Genomic DNA, 21242 nt, shown 5'->3' with positions numbered 1-21242 from the left:
GCTTCGGACGGTCCCCCTCCCCGCGAAGCGGGGAGGAGGCTGGGGGGGGGCGCCCCTCCACCCTCCTTCGCCTCTGCGAGGCTTCGGACGGTCCCCCTCCCCGCGAAGCGGGGAGGAGGCTGGGGGGGGGCGCCCCTCCACCCTCCTTCGCCTCTGCGAGGCTCCGGACGGTCCCCCTCCCCGCGAAGCGGGGAGGAGACGGAGGGTGCGGCCCTCCACCCTCCTTCGCCTCTGCGAGGCTTCGGACGGTCCCCCTTCCCATCTGCGATGGGGAGGAGACGCCGGGCTTGCCTTCGTCGCCCCCTCTGCCACTGTCCGCACTTGCTTTCCGGGAGACCGTCATGATCCGCACCCTTCTTCTGACCACCGCCGCCGCCGTCCTGACGGCCGGTCCGGTGCTCGCGCAGAGCGCAGATGCGGCGGGGGAGGCGCAGGCGCGGCGGATTCTGGAGCGGACGCCGCTGATCGACGGGCACAATGACCTGCCCTGGGCGCTGCGGCAGGAACACGGCAATGATCCGCATGCGGTCGACCTGACGAGCAATCTGGAGGCCTCGACCGGCCTGCATACCGATATTCCGCGCCTGCGGGCCGGCGGCATGGGGGGCCAGTTCTGGTCGGTCTATGTGCCGGCGACCATGACCCCGCCGGATGCGGCGGTGGCGACCTTCGAGCAGATCGACACGGTCAAGCGGCTGGTCGCCGCCCACCCGGATGTGTTCGAGCTGGCGACCACCGCCGATGACATCCAGCGCATCCACCGCCGCGGCCGGATCGCCTCGCTGATCGGCATGGAGGGGGGCTATTCGATCGATGATTCCCTCGGCCTGCTGCGCGAGTTCTTCGACGCCGGGGCCCGTTACATCACCCTGACCCACTCGCGCACGACGACCTGGGCGGACAGCGCCACCGATGCGCCGAAATGGGGCGGGCTGTCGCCGTTCGGCGAGGAGGTCGTGCGCGAGATGAACCGGCTGGGGATGATGGTCGACCTGAGCCATGTCTCGGAAGAGACCATGCTGGACGCCATGCGGGTCTCGGACGCGCCGGTCATCTTCTCCCACTCCTCGGCCCGGGCCGTGACGGGGCATGCGCGCAATGTGCCCGACAGCGTGCTGCGGCTGATGCCGCAGGACGGCGGGGTGGTGATGGTCACCTTTGTGCCCGGCTTTGTCTCGGAGACGGTGCGGAGCTGGAACAGCGCCCGCTCGGCCGAGGATGCGCGGCTGAAGTCGCTGAACCCCGGCGACCCGGCTGCGGTGACGGCCGGTCTGGCGGCCTGGACGGCGGCGAACCCGATCCCGGTGGCGACGGTCGCTGATGTGGTGGCCCATATCCAGCATGTGCGGGATGTGGCGGGGATCGACCATGTCGGCATCGGTGGCGATTTCGACGGCGTGGATGCCCTGCCGGTCGGGCTGGAGGGGGTGGACGACTATCCCCGTCTGCTGGCCGCCCTGATGGCCAAGGGCTGGACCGAGGCGGATATCCGCAAGCTGGCGGGCGAGAATGTTCTCCGGGTCATGCGGGCGGTGGAGGCGACGGCGGCGAGCAAGCGCGGGGAGCGGCCCAGCCTGGCGCAGCTGCCGGCGGCGGGGGCACCGGAGTAGCCCTCTCCCAACGGGAGAAGGATCAGGTTTGCTGCCGCAACCCTTCCCACAGCGCGATCCCCGCGCTGACCGACAGGTTCAGCGACCGCGCGCCCGGCTGGATGGGAATCACCACCCGGGCGTCGGCGGCGGCGTGGACATAGTCCGGGGCCCCCGAGGGTTCGCTGCCGAACAGCAGGACGTCATCGGGCCGGAAGACGAATTCGTTCAGGGGCGTCGCCCCCTTCGTCGTGAAAAGGACCAGACGGCCGGGACCCCCATCCTGTTCCAGTCTGGCGCGCTGGAAGGCGTCCCAGTCGGCATGCCGCGTCATATGGCCCAGCGGGCCGTAATCCAGTGCGGCGCGCTTCATCGCCCGGTCGTCGAAACGGAAGCCGGTGGGCTCGATGATGTGCAATTCCACCCCGAAACAGGCGCTCAATCTGATGCAGGCGCCGACGTTCTGGGGAATGGCCGGTTGAAAAAGGGCGAGACGCATTCTAAGGCCCTCATACGCGCGGCCCGGGGGCTTGTCGCGGCTCGAAATGCGACCGTTTCTCAGGAAGCGGCGTGACTTGCGGCGATGGGCCGCAAATCCGGGCCGGGCAAGCATCGCGGGAAGCCGCTAAGGAACGACAGCGTTGAAACGGCGGGCCCATCGGGCCGTGTCGTCGGCGTCTCAGGAGAACGAATCGGTGGCTGAAGACCAGGGCGATCCGCACAACCCGGATCCCAACCGCAGAGACTTTATCCATATCGCGGCCGGCGCTGCCGCCGTGGGGGCCGGGGCCATGCTGGCCTGGCCGTTGATCAATTCGATGAACCCGGCCGCCGACACGCTGGCGCTGGCGTCGATCGAATTCGACATGACGAAGGTCCAGGAAGGCCAGCAGATCGTCATCAAATGGCAGGGCAAGCCGGTGTTCGTGCGCTATCGCACCCCGCGCGAGCTGCAGGAGGCCGTGGCCACCCCGCTGTCGGCGCTCAAGGATCCGCAGACCGACGCCGACCGCGTCAAGGAAGGCCATTCGAAATATCTGGTGGTGCTGGGCAACTGTACCCACCTGGGCTGTATCCCGACCTTCGGGACCGGCGACTACGGCGGCTGGTTCTGCCCCTGCCACGGCTCGCACTACGATACCTCGGGCCGTATCCGTAAGGGCCCTGCACCCAAGAACCTCGTCGTGCCGGAGTATGCCTACCTCTCCGACACCCGCATCAAGATCGGCTGAGGGCGAGACCGATGAGCGATCACGAATCCACCTATGTTCCCAAGACCGGCATCGAGAAATGGCTCGACACCCGTCTGCCGATCGTCCGCTTCGGCGCTGACTATCTGGCGCTGCCGACGCCCCGGAACCTGAACTACTGGTACACCTTCGGTGCCATTCTGATGGTCTGCCTGGTGGTCCAGATTGCGACCGGCGTGGTCCTGGCCATGCACTATGTGCCGAACACCGAAATGGCTTTCGCCTCGGTCGAGCGGATCATGCGCGACGTCAACGGCGGCGACATCATCCGCTACACCCACGCCAACGGGGCCTCGATGTTCTTCATCGCGGTCTACATCCACATGCTGCGCGGTCTGTATTACGGCTCCTACAAGGCCCCGCGCGAGATGATCTGGATCGTCGGCTGCCTGATCTTCTTCCTGCTGATCGCCACCGCCTTCCTCGGCTACGTCCTGCCCTGGGGCCAGATGTCCTACTGGGGCGCGGAAGTGATCACCAATCTGGTCGGGGCCATTCCGGTCATCGGCGAGCCGATCCTGATCTGGCTGCGTGGCGGCCCGGCGATCGACAACGCCACCCTGAACCGCTTCTTCTCGCTGCACTATCTGCTGCCGTTCGTGATCGCCGGCTGTGTGGTGCTGCACCTCTGGGCCCTGCACACCGCCGGTCAGAACAACCCGGTCGGCATCCTGATCCCGAAGGAACGCCAGAAGAAGGACACCCTGCCGTTCCACCCCTACTACACGGTCAAGGACGGCTTCGTGCTGATCGTGTTCTTCATGCTGTTCTCGGTGTTCGTCTTCTTCATGCCGAACGCCCTGGGGCATGCCGACAACTCCATCCCGGCCAACCCGCTGGTGACCCCGGCGCACATCGTGCCTGAGTGGTACATGCTGCCGTTCTACGCGATCCTGCGCGCCATCCCGGACAAGTTCGGCGGGGTGCTGGCCATGTTCGGTGCCATCGGCGTGCTGTTCATCCTGCCCTGGCTGGATACGTCCAAGGTGCGCTCGATGCGCTACCGCCCGACGATGCGGACCTTCTTCATCCTCTTCGTGATCGTGGGGATGGTCCTCGGCTGGTGCGGGGCGCAGCTGCCCGACGCGCCGGTGATCGGGACCTTCAAGACCTTCATCCTGATCGACGGGGACCTGAACAGCTATCTGTGGCTGACCCGGTTCGCGACGCTCTACTATTTCGCCTTCTTCCTGATCATCATGCCCCTCGTGGGCCTGCGCGAGACGCCGCTGCCGATCCCGGCGACGATCTCTGAGCCGGTCCTCGGCGGCGACGCCGAGAAGGGCTGAGCGGGACCATGATCCTCCAGACGAATATCCGCGCCATGAAGAAGACCCTGGTCCTGATCGCCGCTGCTGTCGGCCTGACCCTGGCGGCCCAGCCCGCGCTCGCGGCGGGGGGGGAATCTAAGCCCCTGCGCAGCGGTGGTTTCAGCTTCGAAGGGCCGTTCGGCAGCTTCGACCGCAACCAGCTGCAGCGTGGCTACAAGGTGTACCGCGAGGTCTGCGCCTCCTGCCACGGCATGGAGCTGATGCATTTCCGCACCCTGGCCGAGCCGGGCGGGCCGTTCTATGACTCCCACCAGGCCAGCCCGGCCGAGAACCGCTGGGTCAAGGCGCTCGCCAAACAGGTCCAGATCGCGGACATCGACACCGAGACCGGTGAGCCGGTGATGCGCGACGGCACCGCCGCCGACCGCTTCCCCAGTCCCTATCCGAACGCCACGGCCGCCGCGGCGGCCAACGGCGGAGCGGCTCCGCCCGACCTGTCGGTGATGGCCAAGGCCCGCAAGGGCGGCGCCGACTACATCTACTCCCTGCTGACCGGCTATGCGGCCGTGCCGCAGGGCCTGAGGATGATGCCGGGCCAGCACTACAACGAGTATATGGCCGGTGACCTGACGCCCTTCATGCCCGATGGTGCCCATGTGCCGCCGGGCGGCTTCATCGCCATGCCGAACCCGCTGAACGAGGGTCAGGTGACCTATGACGACGGCACCGTCGCCTCGGTCGACCAGATGGCCAAGGACGTCTCCGCCTATATCGCCTGGGCTTCGGACCCGCGGCAGATCCAGCGCAAACAGGCCGGCGTCGGCGTGCTGATCTTCCTCTTCATCTTCGCCGGCATCACCTACATGAGCTACCGCCGGATCTGGAGGGGCGTGGCCCACTAGGGGCTCCCCACAGGGACATCGAACTGACCCGTCGGCGCACCGCGTCGGCGGGTTTTTCGTGTGCGGGTGCCGCATCGACACCTGACGGACGGCGCCCTAACGTCCGGACTTCTGATTTCGGCTGAGGGTTTTCCGTTCATGCGTCTGTTCCCGACCGCCGCCGTGCTTGCCGCCGGCGCCCTGATTTCCGGCTGCGCCGCGATGGGCGCGGGGCGTGACACCGCCCCGGCCGCGCCCGCTGCGACCTTTGACACCGGGCGGCTGTCCGAACATGTTCGGGTTCTGTCGGATGACAGCTTCCAGGGCAGGGGCATCGCCACCGCGGCCGAGGACATGACCGTCCGCTATCTGAGCGAGCAATATGCCGCTGCGGGCTTCCAGCCGGGCGGGGCCAACGGGTCCTGGACGCAGGACGTGGTGCTCAACCGCTTCAGCGCCTCCAATTTCCGCGGCCTGCAGCTGCGCGCCGGCGGTGAGACGATCCCGCTGACCCAGGGCCAGCAGATCACCATCTCGACCCGGCTGCCCGGCAGTCACGTCATGCTGAGCGACACGCCGCTGGTCTTCGTCGGCTACGGCATCGATGCGCCCGAGCGGAACTGGGATGACTTCAAGGACGTCGATGTGCGCGGCAAGATCATCGTCGTGCTGGTCAATGACCCCGATTTCGAACAGCCCGAGCTGAACACCTTCAACGGCCGGGCCATGACCTATTACGGCCGCTGGACCTACAAATATGAGGAGGCGGCCCGGCAGGGGGCTGCGGGCGTGATCGTGGTGCACGAGACCGCGCCGGCCTCCTATGGCTGGGCCACGGTGCAGAACAGCTGGTCGCAGCCGCAGTTCGACATCGTCCGCGCCAATGCGGCCGCCGAGCGCGTGGCCATGGAGGCCTGGATCCAGCGCGACGTCGCGGTGGACCTGTTCCGGCGCTCGGGTCTTGATTTCGAGGCCCTGAAGGTCGCGGCGCGCAGCCGCGATTTCCGCCCCGTCGCCCTGACCGGCGCCAGTTTCAGCGGCATGTTCGATGTCGCCACCCGCCAGGTCACGACCCGCAACGTCCTGGCCCGCCTGCCGGGCACGACCCATCCGGACGAGACCATCCTCTATACCGCCCACTGGGACCACATCGGCATCGGCGCGCCGGATGCCAATGGCGACGCCATCTTCAACGGGGCGGTCGACAATGCGACCGGCACCGCCGGCCTGCTGGAACTGGCCCGCGTCTGGGCCGCCGGTCCGCGGCCGCAGCGGTCGATCGTGATGATCAGCTTCACGGCGGAAGAGAGCGGCCTGCTGGGCTCGGAATTCTATGCGGCCAATCCGGTCTATCCACTGGCCACCACGGTGGCGGGCTTCAACATCGACGCCATGAACGTCTATGGCCGGGTGGCCGATGTCGACATCATCGGCTCGGGCCAGTCGAACCTCGACGCCCTGGTCACCGCCGAGGCGATGGGTCAGGGCCGCACCGCCCGGCCGGACGGCAACCCCGCCGCGGGCAGCTATTTCCGGTCGGACCATTTCCCGCTCGCCAAGCGCGGGGTGCCGATGGCCTATGTCGATGGCGGCGGTGCCTTCCGCGACGAGCCGATCGCCGCACGCAATGCGGCGCGCGATGAATACACGGCCCGCCGCTATCACCAGGCCGATGACGAGTGGTCGGCCGACTGGGACCTGCGCGGTCAGGTCGAGGATCTGGAGCTGATCTTCAACATCGGCCGCGACCTGGCCAACAGCCGTGACTGGCCGGAATGGATGCCGGGTTCGGAGTTCGGCCCGGCCCGCGCCCCGAGCGCGAGCCAGCGGCGGTAGGGCGCGGCAGTCTTCTCCCTCCCCTTCATGGGGAGGGGGGTCGCGCAGCGACCGGGTGGGGAAGGCCAGTCCCGCACCAACGGCACCCGGCTTCGAAATTCCCCACCCTGTCGCCGCTGTGCGTCGACGTCCCTCCCCACTTCGGGGGAGGGAGACGCGTGCCACATGACAAAAACACACTGGGCGCGGTCCGGGCGGCCCCTTAAGGTGCGGGCGATCAATCCGGGGTTGGAGCCTTCCGAATGTTTCGCAAGATGATGGGCGGCGTCGCCGTTGCGGCCGTGCTGCTGGCCGCGGGCATGGCTTCGGCCCAGGACTTTTCCGCCGCGCAGCTGAGTGAGGGCATCCGCACCATCAGCGCCGATGAATACCAGGGCCGCTATCCCGGGACCGAAGGCGAGCGGATGACCCTGGCCTGGCTGCAGGCCCAGTATGAGGGCATGGGGCTGGAGCCGGGCGGGCCGGACGGCCAGTGGCTGCAGCCGGTCGCGCTGAAACGCTATACGCCGGTCGCGGGCGCGACGGCCGGCTGGACCGGCCCGGACGGCGTCGTCCACGCCCTGACGCCCGGAACCGACATCGTCCTGCGGGCCGCGACCAATGACGGTCGCGCCAGCATCCGCGACGCCGGCCTGGTCTTCGTCGGCCACGGCATCCATGCGCCGGAGCGTCAGTGGGACGACTATGGCAGTGTCGATGTGCGCGGCAGGATCGTGATCGTCATGCCGGGCGAGCCGGAGGATGCGCGCTTCAACGGGGCCTATCAGACCGCCTATGCCTCGGCCGCGGCCAAGGCCGACGAGGCCTTCCGACGCGGCGCGATCGGCATCCTGACCCTGGTGCCCGGAGACGCCGCCTCGTCGACGTGGCAGGGCTCGGTGCGCGGCAATGGCCGCACCCGCACCCTGGCGCCGGGGGCCGCCGATCTGGAGTTCTCCGGCGGCATCAATCATGACATCGCCGCCGCCTGGGCCGCGGCCGCCGGGCTGGATATTGCCCGGCTGCCGAACGTCGGTGACGGCACGTTCAGGGCGGTCGCCCTGCCGGGCGTGACCCTGTCGGTCGAGGTGTCCGAGACCATCGCAACCCTGGTCACCCACAATCTGCTGGCCCGGATTCCGGGGACCGAGCGCCCCAACGAGACCATCGTCTATTCGGCCCACTGGGACCATGTCGGCGGCGCGGCCCAGCACCCGGGCGTGGTCGGCGACCAGATCTGGAACGGGGCCTGGGACAATGCCTCGGGCACCGTCGGCGTGGTCGAGATGGCGCGCCAGCTGAACGCCGCCCCGCGGCCGAAACGCTCGATCGTGTTCGCGCATATGGCGGCCGAGGAGATGGGTCTGCTGGGAGCCTATGGCTATACGGCCAACCCGGTCTGGCCGCTGGAGACCACGGTCGCCGACATCAATATCGACATGCTGCCCCTGTCGGCCCCGACCCGCGACCTGCCGATCTTCGGCAAGGGCCAGAACGATCTGGAAGACCGGCTGCAGGTGCTGGCCGCCGCCGAGGGCCGGGTGGTCACTGACGACCGCGAGCCGGATCAGAACTACTACTACCGCTCCGACCATTTCCCCTTCGCCCGCGCCGGGGTGCCGGCCATCATGCCGTGGCACGGGGTCGATCTGGACGAGGGCGGCACCGCCGTCGGCCTGCCCGCCTACCGGGCCAAATTCGCGGCCGACTATCACAAGGCCTCGGACGAATGGTCGGCCGAGCTGGACTTCTCTTCGGCGGTCGAGAACCTGACCCTGCTCTATCGGCTGGGCCTCGACCTCGCCAACAGCCGCGACTGGCCGGCGTGGAAGCCGATGTCAGAGTTCGCCTCGGTCCGCGCCCGGTCGGACGCCGCTCGCCAGTGAACGCGACGATCCGGCCTCTGACCGGCGACGGCTCGCCGCCGGTCGAGGGGGCCTATCCCCAGGCGGTCGAGGTGACCGCGCCGACCCGCTGGCTCTATCTGTCGGGCCAGATCCCGGTCGCGCCCGACGGGTCGCTGGCGACGGATTTCACCGGCCAGTGCGAACAGGTCTGGTCCAATATCGAGACCCAGCTGGCCGCCGCGGGGATGACCCTGGACAATCTGGTCAAGGTCACGACCTTCCTCGCGGACCGGGCCGATGCGCTGGAGAACCGCGCGGTCCGCATCCGCCGTCTGGCCGGGCGGCAGCCGGCCCTGACGGTGATCGTCACCGGCCTGTTCGACGCGGCCTGGCGGGTCGAGATCGAGGCCGTGGCGGCGGCCTGAGCCTGGGCGGGTTGGGCCGCTACAGGGTGCGGGCCGAAAGCGGAAGGTGGGGAGCGGACGTTGCATCCGGACTACGGCACCGCGCAATGTGCGGCCGGCCAGTCGTCCCGGGCCCGACAATCGCAAGGCTTCTCGCCGCGCGGGGTTGTTCCCCCACCCGCAATTCACAACACTGATCCACGGACGGGGTCTGACGACGGCGGCGAACCGGGGTGATCCTTGGGGAATTTCGAGAGATATCGGGGAGCCGAGGCTCCGGGGCGAATGGCTGATCATGTTTTCCGGCATTGACGACCCCCGCCAGTGGGTGCTGCCCAAGGTATTGGAGGAGCAGTCGGAGCGGTGTCCGGATCGCATCGCCGTCAGGACGGTGGACGGCGAAACACTGACCTACAGGGAACTGGCGACCCAGGCGGCGCAGGTTGCAGGGCTGCTCGCCAGCCTTGGCGTTGAAGCCACAAGCCGTGTCGCGATCCTGGCCTCCAACAGTCTGGATTTTGTGCGGGCGTGGGCAGGGGTTCAGCGCCTTGGCGCGACGGCGGTGCTGCTCAATACGGAACTGATGGGTGATTTCCTGCTGCACCCGCTTCAGGATTCGGCACCGAGCCTGCTTGTGATCGAGGCGCGGTTGTTACCCCAGCTGGAGGCGGTCCATAAACGCCTTCCATCGCTGCAGAGGGTTCTGACGATCGGGGGCAAGCGGACGGATCGCGATGCTTTCGACGCCTGGGCTGATGTCGCCCCGTACGATGGGCCGTTTCCAGCGGCAACCGATACAGCATCCATCATGTACACTTCAGGCACGACCGGTGCCCCGAAGGGTGTGCTCATGCCGCATGCACACTGTTTTCTTTTCGGTCTGGGGGTGATCGAGAACCTCGCCGTGACTGAAGCGGATCACTACTACATTTGCCTGCCCCTGTTTCATGCCAACGGACTGCTTATGCAGCTGGGCGCCGTTCTGATCTCCGGTGCCGGCGCCACCATCAAGGACAGGTTCTCGGCGTCGGCATGGCTCGGCGACATCCGGGCCAGCGGCGCAACCGTGACCCATAGTCTCGGTGCCATCAGTGCCTTTGTCCTGGCCCAGCCCGAAAGTGCTTCGGATGGGGATCATCGACTTCGCCTGATATTCTCAGCCCCAAATCATCCGGATCACGAGCGCGTTTGGCGGAAACGGTTCGGCATTCCGGCCGTCGTGGGCGGATACGGCATGACAGAGTGCAACATCCCGCTCTACGGCGACCCGAATGACCCGCGGCCCGGAACTTGCGGACGGGTCTATGGGCGGTGCTTCGAAGTCGAAATCCGCCATCCCGATACGGACCTGCCAGTGCCCTGTGGTGATGTGGGCGAGATCATGGTTCGTCCGAAGATGGGGCCTGCGTTCATGGCAGGCTACAACGGCCTGCCTGCCAAAACCGTCGAGGCCTGGCGTAATCTCTGGTTTCATACCGGTGACGCGGGCCGAATGGACCCGGACGGCTACGTCACCTTCATCGACCGGATCAAGGACTGCATTCGTCGGCGCGGCGAGAACATATCGGCGGCCGACATTGAAGCCAGCATGGCGCGTCTCCCGGGCGTCGCTGAAGTCGCCGCTTTCGCTGTGCCTTCGGATGTCAGGGGCGGCGAGGACGAGATCATGCTTGCGATTGTGCCGGAATCCGGCGCGGACCTTACGCCTGACCTGATTGTCTCCCACGCAAGGGCTCACATGCCGCGCTTCGCGCAGCCTCGCTACGTCGAATTCATGGCCGGCTTGCCAAAGACCGGCACGGAAAAAGTACGCAAGGCGGAGTTGAGATCGGTCGGCGTGGGCCCGGGAACGATTGACCTGGCACTGTCAGCCCGGCCGTGAAGGCCAGAGTGAGCGAGTGTCAGCCCCGGGTGGTGGGATCCCGGCACCGGGTCACGCTCCTCTTTGACCCGTATCGCGAGCGGTCCTAGTATGCCCGGGGCATCGGGGGATGATCATGACGGCATCGGGCATCGGACGCGCTGGAAAACGGGGCGGGGAGCGCTTTTTCCTGATCAGCGCGATCGTCATGGTTTTGGTGATCGTGGCCGGGTTCTCGTTTCAGCTGGCCACCGGACGGTCCAGTTTCCAGGCGCCGCCGCTCGTGCATGCCCATGCGGTCGTCTTCATGGGCTGGGTCGCCATCTTTCTCGTCCAGAACATCCTGATCGCCACCGGACAAGTCCGGTTCCACAGACCGCTTGGCTGGATCGCGGCCGCCTGGATGGTGCCCATGCTCGTCCTCGGCTGGCTGGTGACAGAGAACATGATCCGGCAGGCCCATGTGCCCTTCTTCTTCAAGCCGCTCCAGTTTCTGGTCTTCGATCCCGTTTCATTGATCGCCTTCACAGGCCTGACCGTCGCGGCCATCGCCTTGCGGCGTTCGACAGACTGGCATCAGCGCCTGCACTTCACTGCCATGGCCATACTCCTCGGACCGGCCCTGGGGCGTTTGTTGCCGTTGCCTCTGCTCATGCCCTGGGCGTGGGAAGCCACCTTTGTCGCCACCCTGATCTTCCCCCTGATCGGCATCATTGCGGACCTGGTGCGAAACGGTCGCGTCCATCCGGCCTGGGGCTGGGGCATCGCCGCCATGTTCGCCATGTTCGTGGCGATCCAGGGCATCACCTACTCTCCGGTCGGAACCGCCCTGTATGATGCGGTTGCCGCCGGAACGCCGGGTGCGGCGGTGGACCCGTTGGCCTTCCCCGCCCCTCCCGGCCCGCCGCCGGGGGCGACGCCGACGCCCTGAGGCTCGATACCGGCACGATCCACGAATACAGGCTCCGGATTGCCCGGATTGCCCGGATGGCCGGACAGGCACCGGGCCCCGCCCGCGTGCATGAGCATCAGCCGCTCGCGCACAATGCCGGCGATCGTCGGGCCTTCCGTGTCGTTCTGCTGATGACGCTGTGGTCCCGGCCGGGTTCGATGTTGAAGACTCGGTCGTTCGGGGCCCATTATCGGGGATGGACGCGATGAAATCATGGATGGTCGGCGCGGTGGTGCTTCTGGGGCTTGCGGTCAGCACGCCCGCCCGGGCCCAGGGCCAGCCCGAGGTCAGTTGGACGGTCGGTGTGGCCAGCGACTATGTCTTTCGCGGCTTCAGCCAGACGGATGAGGGCGGCCAGGTTTTCGGAAGTGTCGATGTTACGGCCGGTGACTTCTACGCCGGCGCGTGGGCCTCGAACGTGGATTATCCGAACGGCACCGACGGGGAGATCGACCTCTATGGGGGCTATCGGCGCGAGGTTCAGGGCTTCGAGGTCGATCTGGGGGCGGTCGCCTATCTCTACCCCTCGCAACCGGACAATGCCGACTATGACTTTGTGGAGCTGAAGGCCGCTGCGTCGCGGGCCTTCGGGCCGGTCACACTGGGCGCGGCTGTCTTCTGGTCCCCTGACTATTTCGGCGAGGACGATACGGCGACCTATGTCGAGGCCAGGGCCGCCGTGATCGTCGGCACGGACTGGACCGTGTCCGGGTCGGTCGGCCATCAGGCCCTGGACGTCTTCGGTGACTACACCACCTGGAACCTGGGCGTTGACCGTGTGCTGACCGACAGGGTCCTGATCGACGTCCGCTATCACGACACGGATCTCGAGGACGACACCCTGGCGGACAGCCGGATCGTCGGGTCCCTGACGTTCCTGTTCTGACGCGGTCGGGGTCACATGACCGCGATTTAAGCTGACAGCGGTTCCTTGCGGGCGTCATCTTCGCGCGTCAGGGAGGACACCGTCATGAGCATCGACCCTGCGGCCGAGACCGCGCGCTGGCTGGCGACCCTTTCGCCCGAGGATCTGGAACGGGCCGTGGCCTATACGCGCGGCGGCCACTGGCTGCTGCTGTGGGGGGCGATCGTCGCGATCGTCGTGAGCTGGCTCATCATCCGCACCGGCCTTCTCAGCGGCATCCGCGACCGGTTGGAGCGGCGGCGCAGGCGGCCGAAGCTGGTCTCGCTGGTTGTCGGGGTGGTTTATCTGCTGGTCAGTTTCGTGCTGACCCTGCCGTGGGCGATCTATGAAAGCTGGTGGCGCGAGACCCAGTACGGCCTGACCAGTCAGCCGCTGGCCGGATGGCTGACCGAGGCCCTGATGGGGACGGCGATCTCGACGGTGTTCGCCGGCCTGCTGATCGTCGGCCTGTATTTCATCATCCGGCATGCGCGGCGGCTGTGGTGGGCCTGGGGCGCGGGGCTGACGGCCCTCGCCGTCGTCTTCATGCTGATCGTCTCGCCGATCCTGATCGAGCCCCTGTTCAACGACTACACCCCGGCCCCGGACGGGGCGATGCGAGATTCGGTGGTGGAGCTGGCGCAGCGGACCGGCACGCCGGACGACAAGATCTTCATCTATGACGGCTCGAAGCAGTCGGACCGATACACCGCCAATGTCTCGGGCCTGTTCGGCTCGGCGCGGGTGGCGATGAGCGATGTGATGTTCGCCAAGGGGGCCGACCTGGCCGAGGTGCGCGGCGTCGTGGGCCATGAAATGGGCCACTATGTCCATATGCACTCGCTGTGGATGACCGGGATCATGATCCTGCTGGCGGCGATCGTCTTCTGGCTGATCGACCGGCTGTTCCCGGTGGCGAAGCGGCTGCTGGGGGCGAACCGGGTGGGGGATATCTCAGACCCCGCGGGCTTGCCGGTGCTGGCGGCCATCGCGGCGGTGATCGGCCTGCTGCTGACGCCGGTGACCAACACCATGATCCGGGTGATCGAGCAGGACGCCGACCAGTTCTCCCTGGTCCACGCCAATGAGCCGGACGGGCTGTCGAAGGCCCTGATCAAGACGGCGGAATATCGCGCGCCGTCGCCGACCGTGATCGAGGAAATCCTGTTCTACGACCACCCCTCGGTCGAGAACCGAATCCGCATGGCGATGGAGTGGAAGGCGACGCATCCGGCCAATGCGCCGGCCGCAGCGCCCGCCGCCCCGCCTGCTGACGCTGCTACGCCGACGCCGTAAGGCCGGGACGCTCGTTGTCCCAGATCATGTGCAGGATGGACCAGAGGCCGTCCGGGCCGCGGCACAGCTGGATCGAATTGATCCCGCGGCGCTCGGGCTGGACGTCCTCGGGCCGGGTGCGGGCCTCATAGACGGACCAGACGTGGGCCATGTTGCCGAACTCGGTGATCTGCCGGCTGATCTCGACCTCGAAGAAGCCGTTCTCCGCGAAGAAGGGCGTGACGTTGGCCACATAGGCCTCGCGGCCCATGACCAGCATGGTCGGGTGGCCGTCGGCGTCGAGGCCGGTGCGGGCCTGTCGGCTTTCGGGGTGGAAGATCTCGCGCTGGGTGGCCCAGTCGCGCGGTCCGGCGGGGCCGGAGATACAGGCGTACATGGCGTCGACGACGGCACCGATATCGCTGCGGTCGACCATCAGCCGCGCTTCCGCACGAAGACGGTCCCGGCGGAATAGCCGGCCCCGAAGCTGCAGATCAGGCCGGTGTCGCCGGGGGCCATGTCCTGCTGACGCAGGTGGAAGGCGATGATCGAGCCGGCCGAGGAGGTGTTGGCGTATTCGTCGAGGACGATGACGTTCTCGTCCGGCGTCGGCTCGCGGCCCAGCACCTTGCGGCCGATGAACTGGTTCATGTTGATATTGGCCTGGTGCAGCCACATCCGCTTGAGGCCGTGGGGGTCGAGGCCGAGGTCGCCGGCGTGTTCCACGATCATGTCCGAGACCATGGGCACCACATCCTTGAACACCTTGCGGCCCTGCTGGATGAACAGCTTGTCGGGCGCGCCGATGCCCTCGGGCGCGGCGTTGTTGAGGAAGCCGAAATTGTTGCGGATGTTGTTGGAGAAGACGGTCTTCAGCCGCGTGCCGATGACGTCCCAGCCGCCGGGGCCGGCCTGGTCCGAGGCCTCGACGATCACCGCGGTGGCGACGTCGCCGAAGATGAAATGGCTGTCGCGGTCCTTGAAGTTCAGATGGGCGGAGCAGACCTCGGGGTTGACCATCAGCACGGCCTTGACGGAGCCCGAGGCGATGAAGTCCGCGGCGGTCTTGATGCCGAAGGTCGCCGAGGAGCAGGCCACATTCATGTCGAAGGCGAAACCCTCGATACCCAGGGCCTGCTGCACCTCGATCGACAGGGCCGGATAGGGGCGCGGCATGTTGGAGGCGGCGCACAGGACGGCGCCGATCTCGCTGACCGGCTTGCCCCAGGCCGCGATGGCCTGGCGCGCGGCGGCGACGGCCATCTCGGCCATGATCGACAGGTCCTCGTCGGCGCGCTCGGGGATGTTCGGGGCCATGCGGGCCGGGTCGAGGACGCCGGCCTTGTCGAGCACGAAGCGGCTCTTGATGCCCGAGGCTTTTTCAATGAACTCGACCGAGGAGGGGGTCAGGGCGGCGACATCACCTTCGGCGATTTCGGCGGCGTGGTCGGCGTTGAACTGTTCTGCCCAGGCATTGTAGGCGGCGACCAGCTCGACGTTGGAGATCGACTGTTCGGGTGTGAACAGGCCGGTGGCGGCGATGACGGAGTTGGTCATAAGAGGGGCCCTAACGCTCGGCTCCCGGCCTCCGCCGGGATGACGACCGGCGCCTCGCTACTTGAGGGCCGGGTTCTGTTTTTCTGGAGGGACTAGATAGGCCTGAGTCCGGACGGCGTCGAGGCCGCTGCGTGACGGGCCAGCAGGCGGTGGGCGGCGTCGAGGTGGAGGCGTTCGACCATGCGGTAGCCGACCCGGATGGCACCCTTGCCCTCCGCATCGGCGGCGGCGAAGGCGGCGACGACTTCACGGGCCCGGGCGATCTCTTCGGGGGAGGGGGAGAAGGCGGCGTTGGCAGTCTCGATCTGGGCCGGGTGGATCAGGCTCTTGCCGTCGAAGCCGAAGGCGCGGCCCTGCAGGCATTCGGTCCTGAGCCGGTCGGCGTCGTCGGTGGCATTGACCACGCCGTCGATGGCCAGCAGGCCGTGGCCGCGCGCGGCGGCGACGACGGCGGCCATCCAGGGCTTGAGCGGTTCGCGGTCCGGGCCGAGCACCAGATTCATCCGCTCGCCGAAATCATTGATGCCCAGCATCAGGGCGGCGAGGGGGGTGCCGGCCCCGGCGATGGCGTCGAGCCGCAGCACCGACAGGGGCGTCTCGATCATGATCCACAGATCGACCTCGGCGGGCAGGCGGTCGGCGACGGCCCGGACGGCCTCGGGGCTCTCGATCTTGGGGGCGACCACGAAATCGGGGCTGAGACCGGCGAGGGCGGCCAGATCGTCGGTGCCCCAGGGGGTGTCGAGGCCGTTGATCCGGACCCCGACCCGGCCTGCGAAGCCGCCGGCGGTCAGGGCCGCGACGGCGGCCTGCCGGGCCTCGGCCTTGGCGTCCGGGGCGACCGCGTCCTCGAGGTCCAGGATGACGGCGTCGGCGTCCAGGCCGCGCGCCTTTTCGATCGCCCGCGGATTGCTGGCAGGCAGATAGAGGACGGAGCGGGTCAAGGCGATTGGCCGCGCTCCTCGACCCTGGGGGACCTCCCGATCCGACGCGGCCGACATCAGACCCGGCCCGTGACCGGGATCAGCGCCCCGGTGATGGCGCGACTTTCGGGCGAGGCGAGGAACAGCATGACGCGGGCGAGGTCGGCGGGGGTGACCCATTTTGCCGGATCGGCGTCGGGCATGTCCTGGCGGTTCCGGGCGGTGTCGAGGATGGAGGGCAGGACGGCGTTGACGGTCACCGAGGTGTCCTTCAGCTCCTCGGCCAGGCTCTCGGTCAGGCGATGGACGCCCGCCTTGGAGGCGGCATAGGCCCCCATGCCCGCCGCACTCTTCAGGGCCGCATTGGCCCCGACATTGACGATCCGGCCCTCAGCCGAGGCCTTCAGATGGGGCAGGGCAGCCCGGCTGGCGTTCAGGGCGGTCGCGACATTCAGGGCGAACATACTGGCCCAGGCCGGGTCGGCGTCATCGGTCGTCTGCCAGACGAAGCCGCCCGCGATATTGAACAGGGCGTCGAGCCGGCCGAAATGCGCCGCCACCCGGTCGATCGCTGTCTGCGCCGAGGCCGGATCGGTCAGGTCGACACCGCCGAGTTCGAGCACGCCTTCGGGTGCGGACTGACCCGGGGCATGGTCGATGATCGCGACCTTCAGACCGTCGGCCAGGGCGGCCTCGACGACGGCCCGGCCCAGGACGCCATGGCCGCCTGTGATTGCGATCACCCGATCCGTCATGTCACGTCCCCCAAAAAGCCCGGTCCAGAGTGTCCGGAGTGTCCGATGTCCAAGGCCATCGGTGCCAGAAACACCCCTCGAAGCCTACACTGCGTCCGGACGATCAGCCGAACACCCGGGCCATAAGCCGTTCCAGGGCCTCGGCGTCGACGGCGTCAAAGGCTGAGGGTACGGTCGCGTCCACGTCAAACACGGCGATCAGGGTGCCCGAGGCGTCGAATACCGGGACCACGATCTCGCTGGCTGAGCGGCTGTCGCAGGCGATGTGTCCGGGGAAGGCGTGAACGTCGTCCACGACCTGCGTGACCCGGTCCCGTGCTGCCGCGCCGCAGACGCCGCGACCGAAGGCGATTCGCAGACAGCCGAGGGTGCCCTGATAGGGACCGACGACCAGTTCATCGGCCTTGTCCGGGTCCACCCGGTAGAAGCCGGTCCAGAAAAAGGCGGGAAAGGCATCGGCCAGCATGGAGGCAACCGTGGCCATGCGTGCCGTCTGGTCGGGCTCGCCCTCCAGAACGGCCAGAATCTCGGCCTCGACCTCGGCATAGCGGGCGGCCTTGTCGGCGGGTCGATCGTCGCGGGCGGCATAGGCCATCGGGTCGCTCCAGAGGTCCGGCAGAATCATATAGGGAGCCGCTGTCCGACTGGCGAGAGGCCGGTTTTCCCCTGACAGGCGAATACGCAACCCGCTGATTCCCGTAAAAAACTGACTCAGCCCTGCAAAAAGGCAACCATCCGCCACCGCTTTGTCACGAACCGGCGTTTACCTTGACAGATGGTTAACGGGGCCGGACTGTCCGCCTCGTGCGAGGTAAGCGTAGGGGCGTGAGGCGGCCCGTTTCCAGCCGTGCGAGGGGCGTATGAGCGAGAGTCGATCCAACAAGGAAGGCAGCTCCCCTTTTGGTCGGGGCCGCGCTCCGGTCGCTATCGCCGCCGTCGCCGGTCTGCTGGCCCTGACGGCCTTCGCCATGGTCTCGTGCAGCGACGGCTTGCAGTTCTGGCAACGCAGCGAGGTGGCCTCCAACGCCTGCCCGCGACCGGCGTCCCTGACCGGTTCAGAGTTCAACGCCCAGGAATCGGGCCTGCGGGCCCTGCGGCGCGCGGCCTTCCGCGGTGATTTCTTCGCCCAGCTTGAGCTGGGGGGCCGCTATGCGGCGCTCCGGGCGACCGACAAGAACATCGAGGACCCGATCGAAAGCGCGACCTGGTATGCCATGGCGCTGGCCAATGACGAGGGCTACGCCCCGATCAACCGCGTCGAAAGCGACGGCTTTGGCGACTTGCGACCCCTGTCGCGCTATGACGACTGCCGCGCCTGGGAGCGTCACACGGCCTATCAGCGGCTGGATCGCCAGCTGGGCCAGATGACGCGGGAAGAGCAGGAGGCGGTGCGCGACCGCGTCATCTATATCCTTTCCACCCTGGACGCCGATGGCTACCGGACCCTGGCGCGCTTGCACGACCGCCTCTACGGCCCGTTTGGCGAACCCGAGGACAATCGCGAGGCCCGCGATGCCCTGGGCAGAAAAAATGATGGCGATTTGGGCGGCTCCGACCGCCCTCGCTACAGTGCGGCGACCAACCTGTTCCAGCGCAACGACGTCGACGCCTATCTTTACAACTATCTGGCGGTGCAGACCGGCGACGTCGGTGCCTATGTCCTGCTGAAGGATTTCGAGCGCTCGGCACCCAGCCGCGCCCAGTACCAGAGCTTCGTCGAGACCAAGGCAAGGCAGTGGACGCCGCCGTTCGAATTCTACCCGACAGCTGCGCCGCGTTCGGGTGTGCCCTTCTCTGACGAGAGTCGCCCGCGCGGTGACGCCTATGAATATGCCCTCGGCCGGATGGCCGGGGAGCTGCCGTTCCTGCACGTCGGCCGCGCCCTGCGCTATCTGGGCGTCTCGGAGACGGTCGCCCAACGGCCGGAGGAGCTGTCCAAACGCCAGATAGAGACTCTGGAGGCCATGCTGGGCAACCCGATGGAGGGCCGGCTGTCCAGTCTGGAACGCGTCCGCGCCATTCAGATGGCCGCCGTGAACGGCTCGTCAGAAGCCCAGCTGGTGCTGGCGGTCATGTATGCCGAGGGTATCGGCCTGCCCGCCGACTATGCCCGCGCCTTCAAATGGTTCGAGGAGGCGGCCCGTCAGGGCAGCCCCGAAGCCAAATTCGCCATGTCGAGCTATTTCGCGCTGGGGGTCGCGGGGGTGGCTGACCAGGACAAGGCCCAGGCCGTGGCCCTGAGGATCGACTCCGCCCTGTTCGGGTTCGGTCCCTCGGCCGGCCGCCTGCAAGCCGTGCTGGCCCAGGTCTCCCGTTCGCAGCAGCGCCGCTAAGGAGGGCTGAACATGATCACGCACCGCACCCCGCACCGCGCGACCTTCGGCATCATCGGCGGTGTCGCCGCCCTCGCTGCGGCCTTCTCCGTCTTCGCCATCGGCGACGGGCCGGCCCATGCCCAGACCGCCGCCCGGGTCGAGAGCCAGACGCGTCCCAATTTCGGTGTCCTGCTGGACCCGCCGACGCGAAACGCCGGCAACTCGCGAAGAAACCACCACCGCTGGAGGGTGGTGAACCCTCCGGTCATCCGCACGCACGGTGGTGAGGAAGTCGTTCTGCTCGACTGCGGCGGCAATCCGGGTACAGGGGCTGTAGAGAGCGCAGTGCGCCGGGTTCGTCCCGGCGGCACCCTCATAATCCGTGCCCGTGGCGGCGCCTGTGTCGGCCGGCTGAATATCGACAAGCCGATGACCATCATCGGTGAGGCCGGCTTCGACGTGAGCCGGGGCATACAGGGCGAGCCTACCATGCTTGCGCCTGACGGCCTGCCGTGCGCAACCGTGGCGCCTGGCGTTCGGGTTGAGTTCCGGGATATTGTCTTCTCCGCGCCTAGGGCCGGCGACGCTGCCTGCATCGTCGGCTACGGCGGTGAGATCGTCATGAACCGGGTGGGGATAACCTATGCCGGAGATGAGGCCGCTATCTATACTGATGGAGGGCTGGTCGATCTGCGCGAAGTGGCGATCGATGCCCAGACCGTGACGGCCGCCATCGTTGCAGACCGCGCGACGCTCACGACCAACGAGGTACTGATCTCTGGTGCCCAGTCAGGCATTGAGGTCACCGCGGGCGACGGACCGCCGACCCGCATCAATCGTACCCGGCTGTTGGGGCCTCACCGTCCGAACAACTTCGGCCCTCGCTCAATCGGTCTGCTGGTCGAGGCGCGCCGGGAGTACGGCGAGGTTGCAATCACCAACAGCAAGGTCTGCGGCTATCCGGACGCCGTGGTTGTTGAAGGCGCCACAGTTCGTGTGGACCATGTCCGCATCTGCAAGGCCCAGAATGGCGTGACCGTCTTCAACGGCGAGGTCAGTGTCGATCATTCACGCGTCGTCGCCTTGGAGGTGGGTGTCTGGGCGATCGGGGGCAACGGCCGGATAACGAACAGCCATTTGGTCGGCATGCGCAGACCGATTGATGAAGATCGGGGCCAGGTTGCCGGGGACCACAACCGTGTTTGGTCCAAGTATGCTTGCGAAAACAAATGGGCGTGGGATCGACGCTATGGCAACCGCTATGGCATGGCGGCGCTTGATTGGCGATCCGGATACAGCTGTCAAACCGAACCCTATCCACGCGAGTGGTGGGCTCGCGATGAGCAGGCGTTGGGCGTCGAATACGACCCTCATGTCGAACCACCGGAAGGTTGGGATCGCTACAAGAGCGGGTTCGGCTGGTACGATTGCAAGGGTCGGTATGTCGACGACCGTCGGCACTTGTTTGACGATCGCTGGCGGCGCGGATCACGTGGCTGGACCCGGGACTGCCCGAGACTGCCCGGCGAACCGCTGTTCGATTTCAACTGGGTGTTTATCGGCGTTGGAGTGGGGCAAGCCTCCTTTGACATCGATTTCGACGCTGGGTTTTCCTACCGGCAGTAACGCGGAGGTTGCGCCTG

General features: G+C 67.1%; 19 protein-coding genes. 13 read left to right on the top strand and 6 right to left on the bottom strand.

What is annotated here, in order from left to right; translation table 11 throughout:
• Positions 1–341: 341 nt before the first annotated feature.
• Positions 342–1610, top strand: coding sequence for a dipeptidase (locus tag Q0053_RS02790; protein WP_298095693.1), 1269 nt, complete (start codon positions 342–344; stop codon positions 1608–1610).
• 22 nt (positions 1611–1632) lie between these two features.
• On the opposite strand, the gene Q0053_RS02785 is transcribed toward Q0053_RS02790, so the two are convergent.
• On the bottom strand, positions 1633–2088 hold the full coding sequence (locus Q0053_RS02785) for a tRNA (cytidine(34)-2'-O)-methyltransferase (RefSeq protein WP_298095691.1): 456 nt from the start codon (positions 2086–2088) through the stop codon (positions 1633–1635).
• A gap of 196 nt (positions 2089–2284) precedes the next feature.
• Here Q0053_RS02785 and petA point away from each other — a divergent pair, with 196 nt between their 5' ends.
• The 10 genes from petA (at position 2285) to Q0053_RS02735 (ending at position 14070) form a co-directional block, all read left to right on the top strand.
• The gene (gene petA, locus Q0053_RS02780) at positions 2285–2821 is read left to right on the top strand and encodes a ubiquinol-cytochrome c reductase iron-sulfur subunit (protein ID WP_298095687.1); all 537 of its coding nucleotides are present in this window, start codon (positions 2285–2287) and stop codon (positions 2819–2821) included.
• 11 nt (positions 2822–2832) lie between these two features.
• Positions 2833–4128 (top strand): cytochrome b N-terminal domain-containing protein, encoded by a 1296-nt coding sequence (locus tag Q0053_RS02775; protein ID WP_298095684.1) that lies wholly within the window; start codon positions 2833–2835, stop codon positions 4126–4128.
• An 8-nt stretch (positions 4129–4136) separates the two neighbouring features.
• Positions 4137–5012 (top strand): cytochrome c1, encoded by an 876-nt coding sequence (locus tag Q0053_RS02770; protein WP_298095681.1) that lies wholly within the window; start codon positions 4137–4139, stop codon positions 5010–5012.
• 138 nt (positions 5013–5150) lie between these two features.
• The gene (locus tag Q0053_RS02765; protein ID WP_298095677.1) at positions 5151–6827 is read left to right on the top strand and encodes a M28 family metallopeptidase; all 1677 of its coding nucleotides are present in this window, start codon (positions 5151–5153) and stop codon (positions 6825–6827) included.
• Positions 6828–7069: 242 nt separating this feature from the next.
• Positions 7070–8692 carry a M28 family peptidase gene (locus tag Q0053_RS02760; RefSeq protein WP_298095674.1) on the top strand — a complete coding sequence of 541 codons (1623 nt, stop codon included), beginning with the start codon at positions 7070–7072 and terminating at the stop codon, positions 8690–8692.
• Positions 8689–9078, top strand: coding sequence for a RidA family protein (locus Q0053_RS02755; RefSeq protein WP_298095672.1), 390 nt, complete (start codon positions 8689–8691; stop codon positions 9076–9078). The genes Q0053_RS02760 and Q0053_RS02755 overlap by 4 nt, the downstream gene beginning before the upstream one ends.
• A gap of 274 nt (positions 9079–9352) precedes the next feature.
• On the top strand, positions 9353–10939 hold the full coding sequence (locus Q0053_RS02750) for an AMP-binding protein (RefSeq protein ID WP_298095670.1): 1587 nt from the start codon (positions 9353–9355) through the stop codon (positions 10937–10939).
• 115 nt (positions 10940–11054) lie between these two features.
• Positions 11055–11849 (top strand): hypothetical protein, encoded by a 795-nt coding sequence (locus tag Q0053_RS02745; RefSeq protein ID WP_298095667.1) that lies wholly within the window; start codon positions 11055–11057, stop codon positions 11847–11849.
• A gap of 226 nt (positions 11850–12075) precedes the next feature.
• A complete protein-coding gene (locus Q0053_RS02740) occupies positions 12076–12756 on the top strand; it encodes a TorF family putative porin (protein ID WP_298095663.1) in 681 nt (226 codons plus the stop codon).
• A gap of 84 nt (positions 12757–12840) precedes the next feature.
• Positions 12841–14070 carry a M48 family metallopeptidase gene (locus Q0053_RS02735; protein WP_298095660.1) on the top strand — a complete coding sequence of 410 codons (1230 nt, stop codon included), beginning with the start codon at positions 12841–12843 and terminating at the stop codon, positions 14068–14070.
• Here the strand turns inward: Q0053_RS02735 and Q0053_RS02730 are convergent.
• The 5 genes from Q0053_RS02730 to Q0053_RS02710 all read right to left on the bottom strand — a co-directional run bounded on the left by Q0053_RS02730 (position 14054) and on the right by Q0053_RS02710 (position 17879).
• Positions 14054–14485, bottom strand: coding sequence for a hypothetical protein (locus tag Q0053_RS02730; RefSeq protein WP_298095657.1), 432 nt, complete (start codon positions 14483–14485; stop codon positions 14054–14056). The genes Q0053_RS02735 and Q0053_RS02730 overlap by 17 nt on opposite strands.
• A complete protein-coding gene (locus tag Q0053_RS02725; RefSeq protein ID WP_298095654.1) occupies positions 14485–15606 on the bottom strand; it encodes a beta-ketoacyl-ACP synthase III in 1122 nt (373 codons plus the stop codon). Before Q0053_RS02725 ends, Q0053_RS02730 begins: the two co-directional genes overlap by 1 nt.
• Positions 15607–15698: 92 nt before the next feature.
• Entirely contained in the window at positions 15699–16550 is an 852-nt protein-coding gene (locus tag Q0053_RS02720; protein WP_298095652.1) for a CoA ester lyase, read from the bottom strand.
• 56 nt (positions 16551–16606) lie between these two features.
• Positions 16607–17284 (bottom strand): SDR family NAD(P)-dependent oxidoreductase, encoded by a 678-nt coding sequence (locus tag Q0053_RS02715; RefSeq protein WP_298095649.1) that lies wholly within the window; start codon positions 17282–17284, stop codon positions 16607–16609.
• A 103-nt stretch (positions 17285–17387) separates the two neighbouring features.
• Positions 17388–17879 carry a GAF domain-containing protein gene (locus Q0053_RS02710; RefSeq protein WP_298095705.1) on the bottom strand — a complete coding sequence of 164 codons (492 nt, stop codon included), beginning with the start codon at positions 17877–17879 and terminating at the stop codon, positions 17388–17390.
• A 373-nt stretch (positions 17880–18252) separates the two neighbouring features.
• On the opposite strand from Q0053_RS02710, the gene Q0053_RS02705 reads away from it, so the two are divergent.
• Positions 18253–19617 carry a tetratricopeptide repeat protein gene (locus Q0053_RS02705; protein ID WP_298095702.1) on the top strand — a complete coding sequence of 455 codons (1365 nt, stop codon included), beginning with the start codon at positions 18253–18255 and terminating at the stop codon, positions 19615–19617.
• 12 nt (positions 19618–19629) lie between these two features.
• Complete coding sequence (locus Q0053_RS02700; protein ID WP_298095645.1) at positions 19630–21225, top strand: hypothetical protein; 1596 nt, start codon at positions 19630–19632, stop codon at positions 21223–21225.
• The last annotated feature ends 17 nt before the right edge of the window (positions 21226–21242 follow it).

The organism is Brevundimonas sp. (genome assembly GCF_027487935.1).
In the GTDB taxonomy this organism is placed as follows: Bacteria; Pseudomonadota; Alphaproteobacteria; order Caulobacterales; family Caulobacteraceae; genus Brevundimonas.
The sequence above is the reverse complement of the archived record's forward strand: the minus strand, read 5'-3'. Positions and strand labels throughout refer to the sequence as shown.

Coding starts and splice junctions, on each gene's coding strand:
- Q0053_RS02750 (WP_298095670.1), top strand. CDS start 9,353: ATGTTTTCCGGCATTGACGACCCCCGCCAGTGGGTGCTGCCCAAGGTA.
- Q0053_RS02775 (WP_298095684.1), top strand. CDS start 2,833: ATGAGCGATCACGAATCCACCTATGTTCCCAAGACCGGCATCGAGAAA.
- Q0053_RS02785 (WP_298095691.1), bottom strand. CDS start 2,088: ATGCGTCTCGCCCTTTTTCAACCGGCCATTCCCCAGAACGTCGGCGCC.
- Q0053_RS02710 (WP_298095705.1), bottom strand. CDS start 17,879: ATGGCCTATGCCGCCCGCGACGATCGACCCGCCGACAAGGCCGCCCGC.
- Q0053_RS02705 (WP_298095702.1), top strand. CDS start 18,253: ATGGTCTCGTGCAGCGACGGCTTGCAGTTCTGGCAACGCAGCGAGGTG.
- Q0053_RS02740 (WP_298095663.1), top strand. CDS start 12,076: ATGAAATCATGGATGGTCGGCGCGGTGGTGCTTCTGGGGCTTGCGGTC.
- Q0053_RS02745 (WP_298095667.1), top strand. CDS start 11,055: ATGACGGCATCGGGCATCGGACGCGCTGGAAAACGGGGCGGGGAGCGC.
- Q0053_RS02725 (WP_298095654.1), bottom strand. CDS start 15,606: ATGACCAACTCCGTCATCGCCGCCACCGGCCTGTTCACACCCGAACAG.
- Q0053_RS02790 (WP_298095693.1), top strand. CDS start 342: ATGATCCGCACCCTTCTTCTGACCACCGCCGCCGCCGTCCTGACGGCC.
- Q0053_RS02735 (WP_298095660.1), top strand. CDS start 12,841: ATGAGCATCGACCCTGCGGCCGAGACCGCGCGCTGGCTGGCGACCCTT.
- Q0053_RS02765 (WP_298095677.1), top strand. CDS start 5,151: ATGCGTCTGTTCCCGACCGCCGCCGTGCTTGCCGCCGGCGCCCTGATT.
- Q0053_RS02715 (WP_298095649.1), bottom strand. CDS start 17,284: ATGACGGATCGGGTGATCGCAATCACAGGCGGCCATGGCGTCCTGGGC.
- Q0053_RS02770 (WP_298095681.1), top strand. CDS start 4,137: ATGATCCTCCAGACGAATATCCGCGCCATGAAGAAGACCCTGGTCCTG.
- Q0053_RS02700 (WP_298095645.1), top strand. CDS start 19,630: ATGATCACGCACCGCACCCCGCACCGCGCGACCTTCGGCATCATCGGC.
- Q0053_RS02760 (WP_298095674.1), top strand. CDS start 7,070: ATGTTTCGCAAGATGATGGGCGGCGTCGCCGTTGCGGCCGTGCTGCTG.
- Q0053_RS02730 (WP_298095657.1), bottom strand. CDS start 14,485: ATGGTCGACCGCAGCGATATCGGTGCCGTCGTCGACGCCATGTACGCC.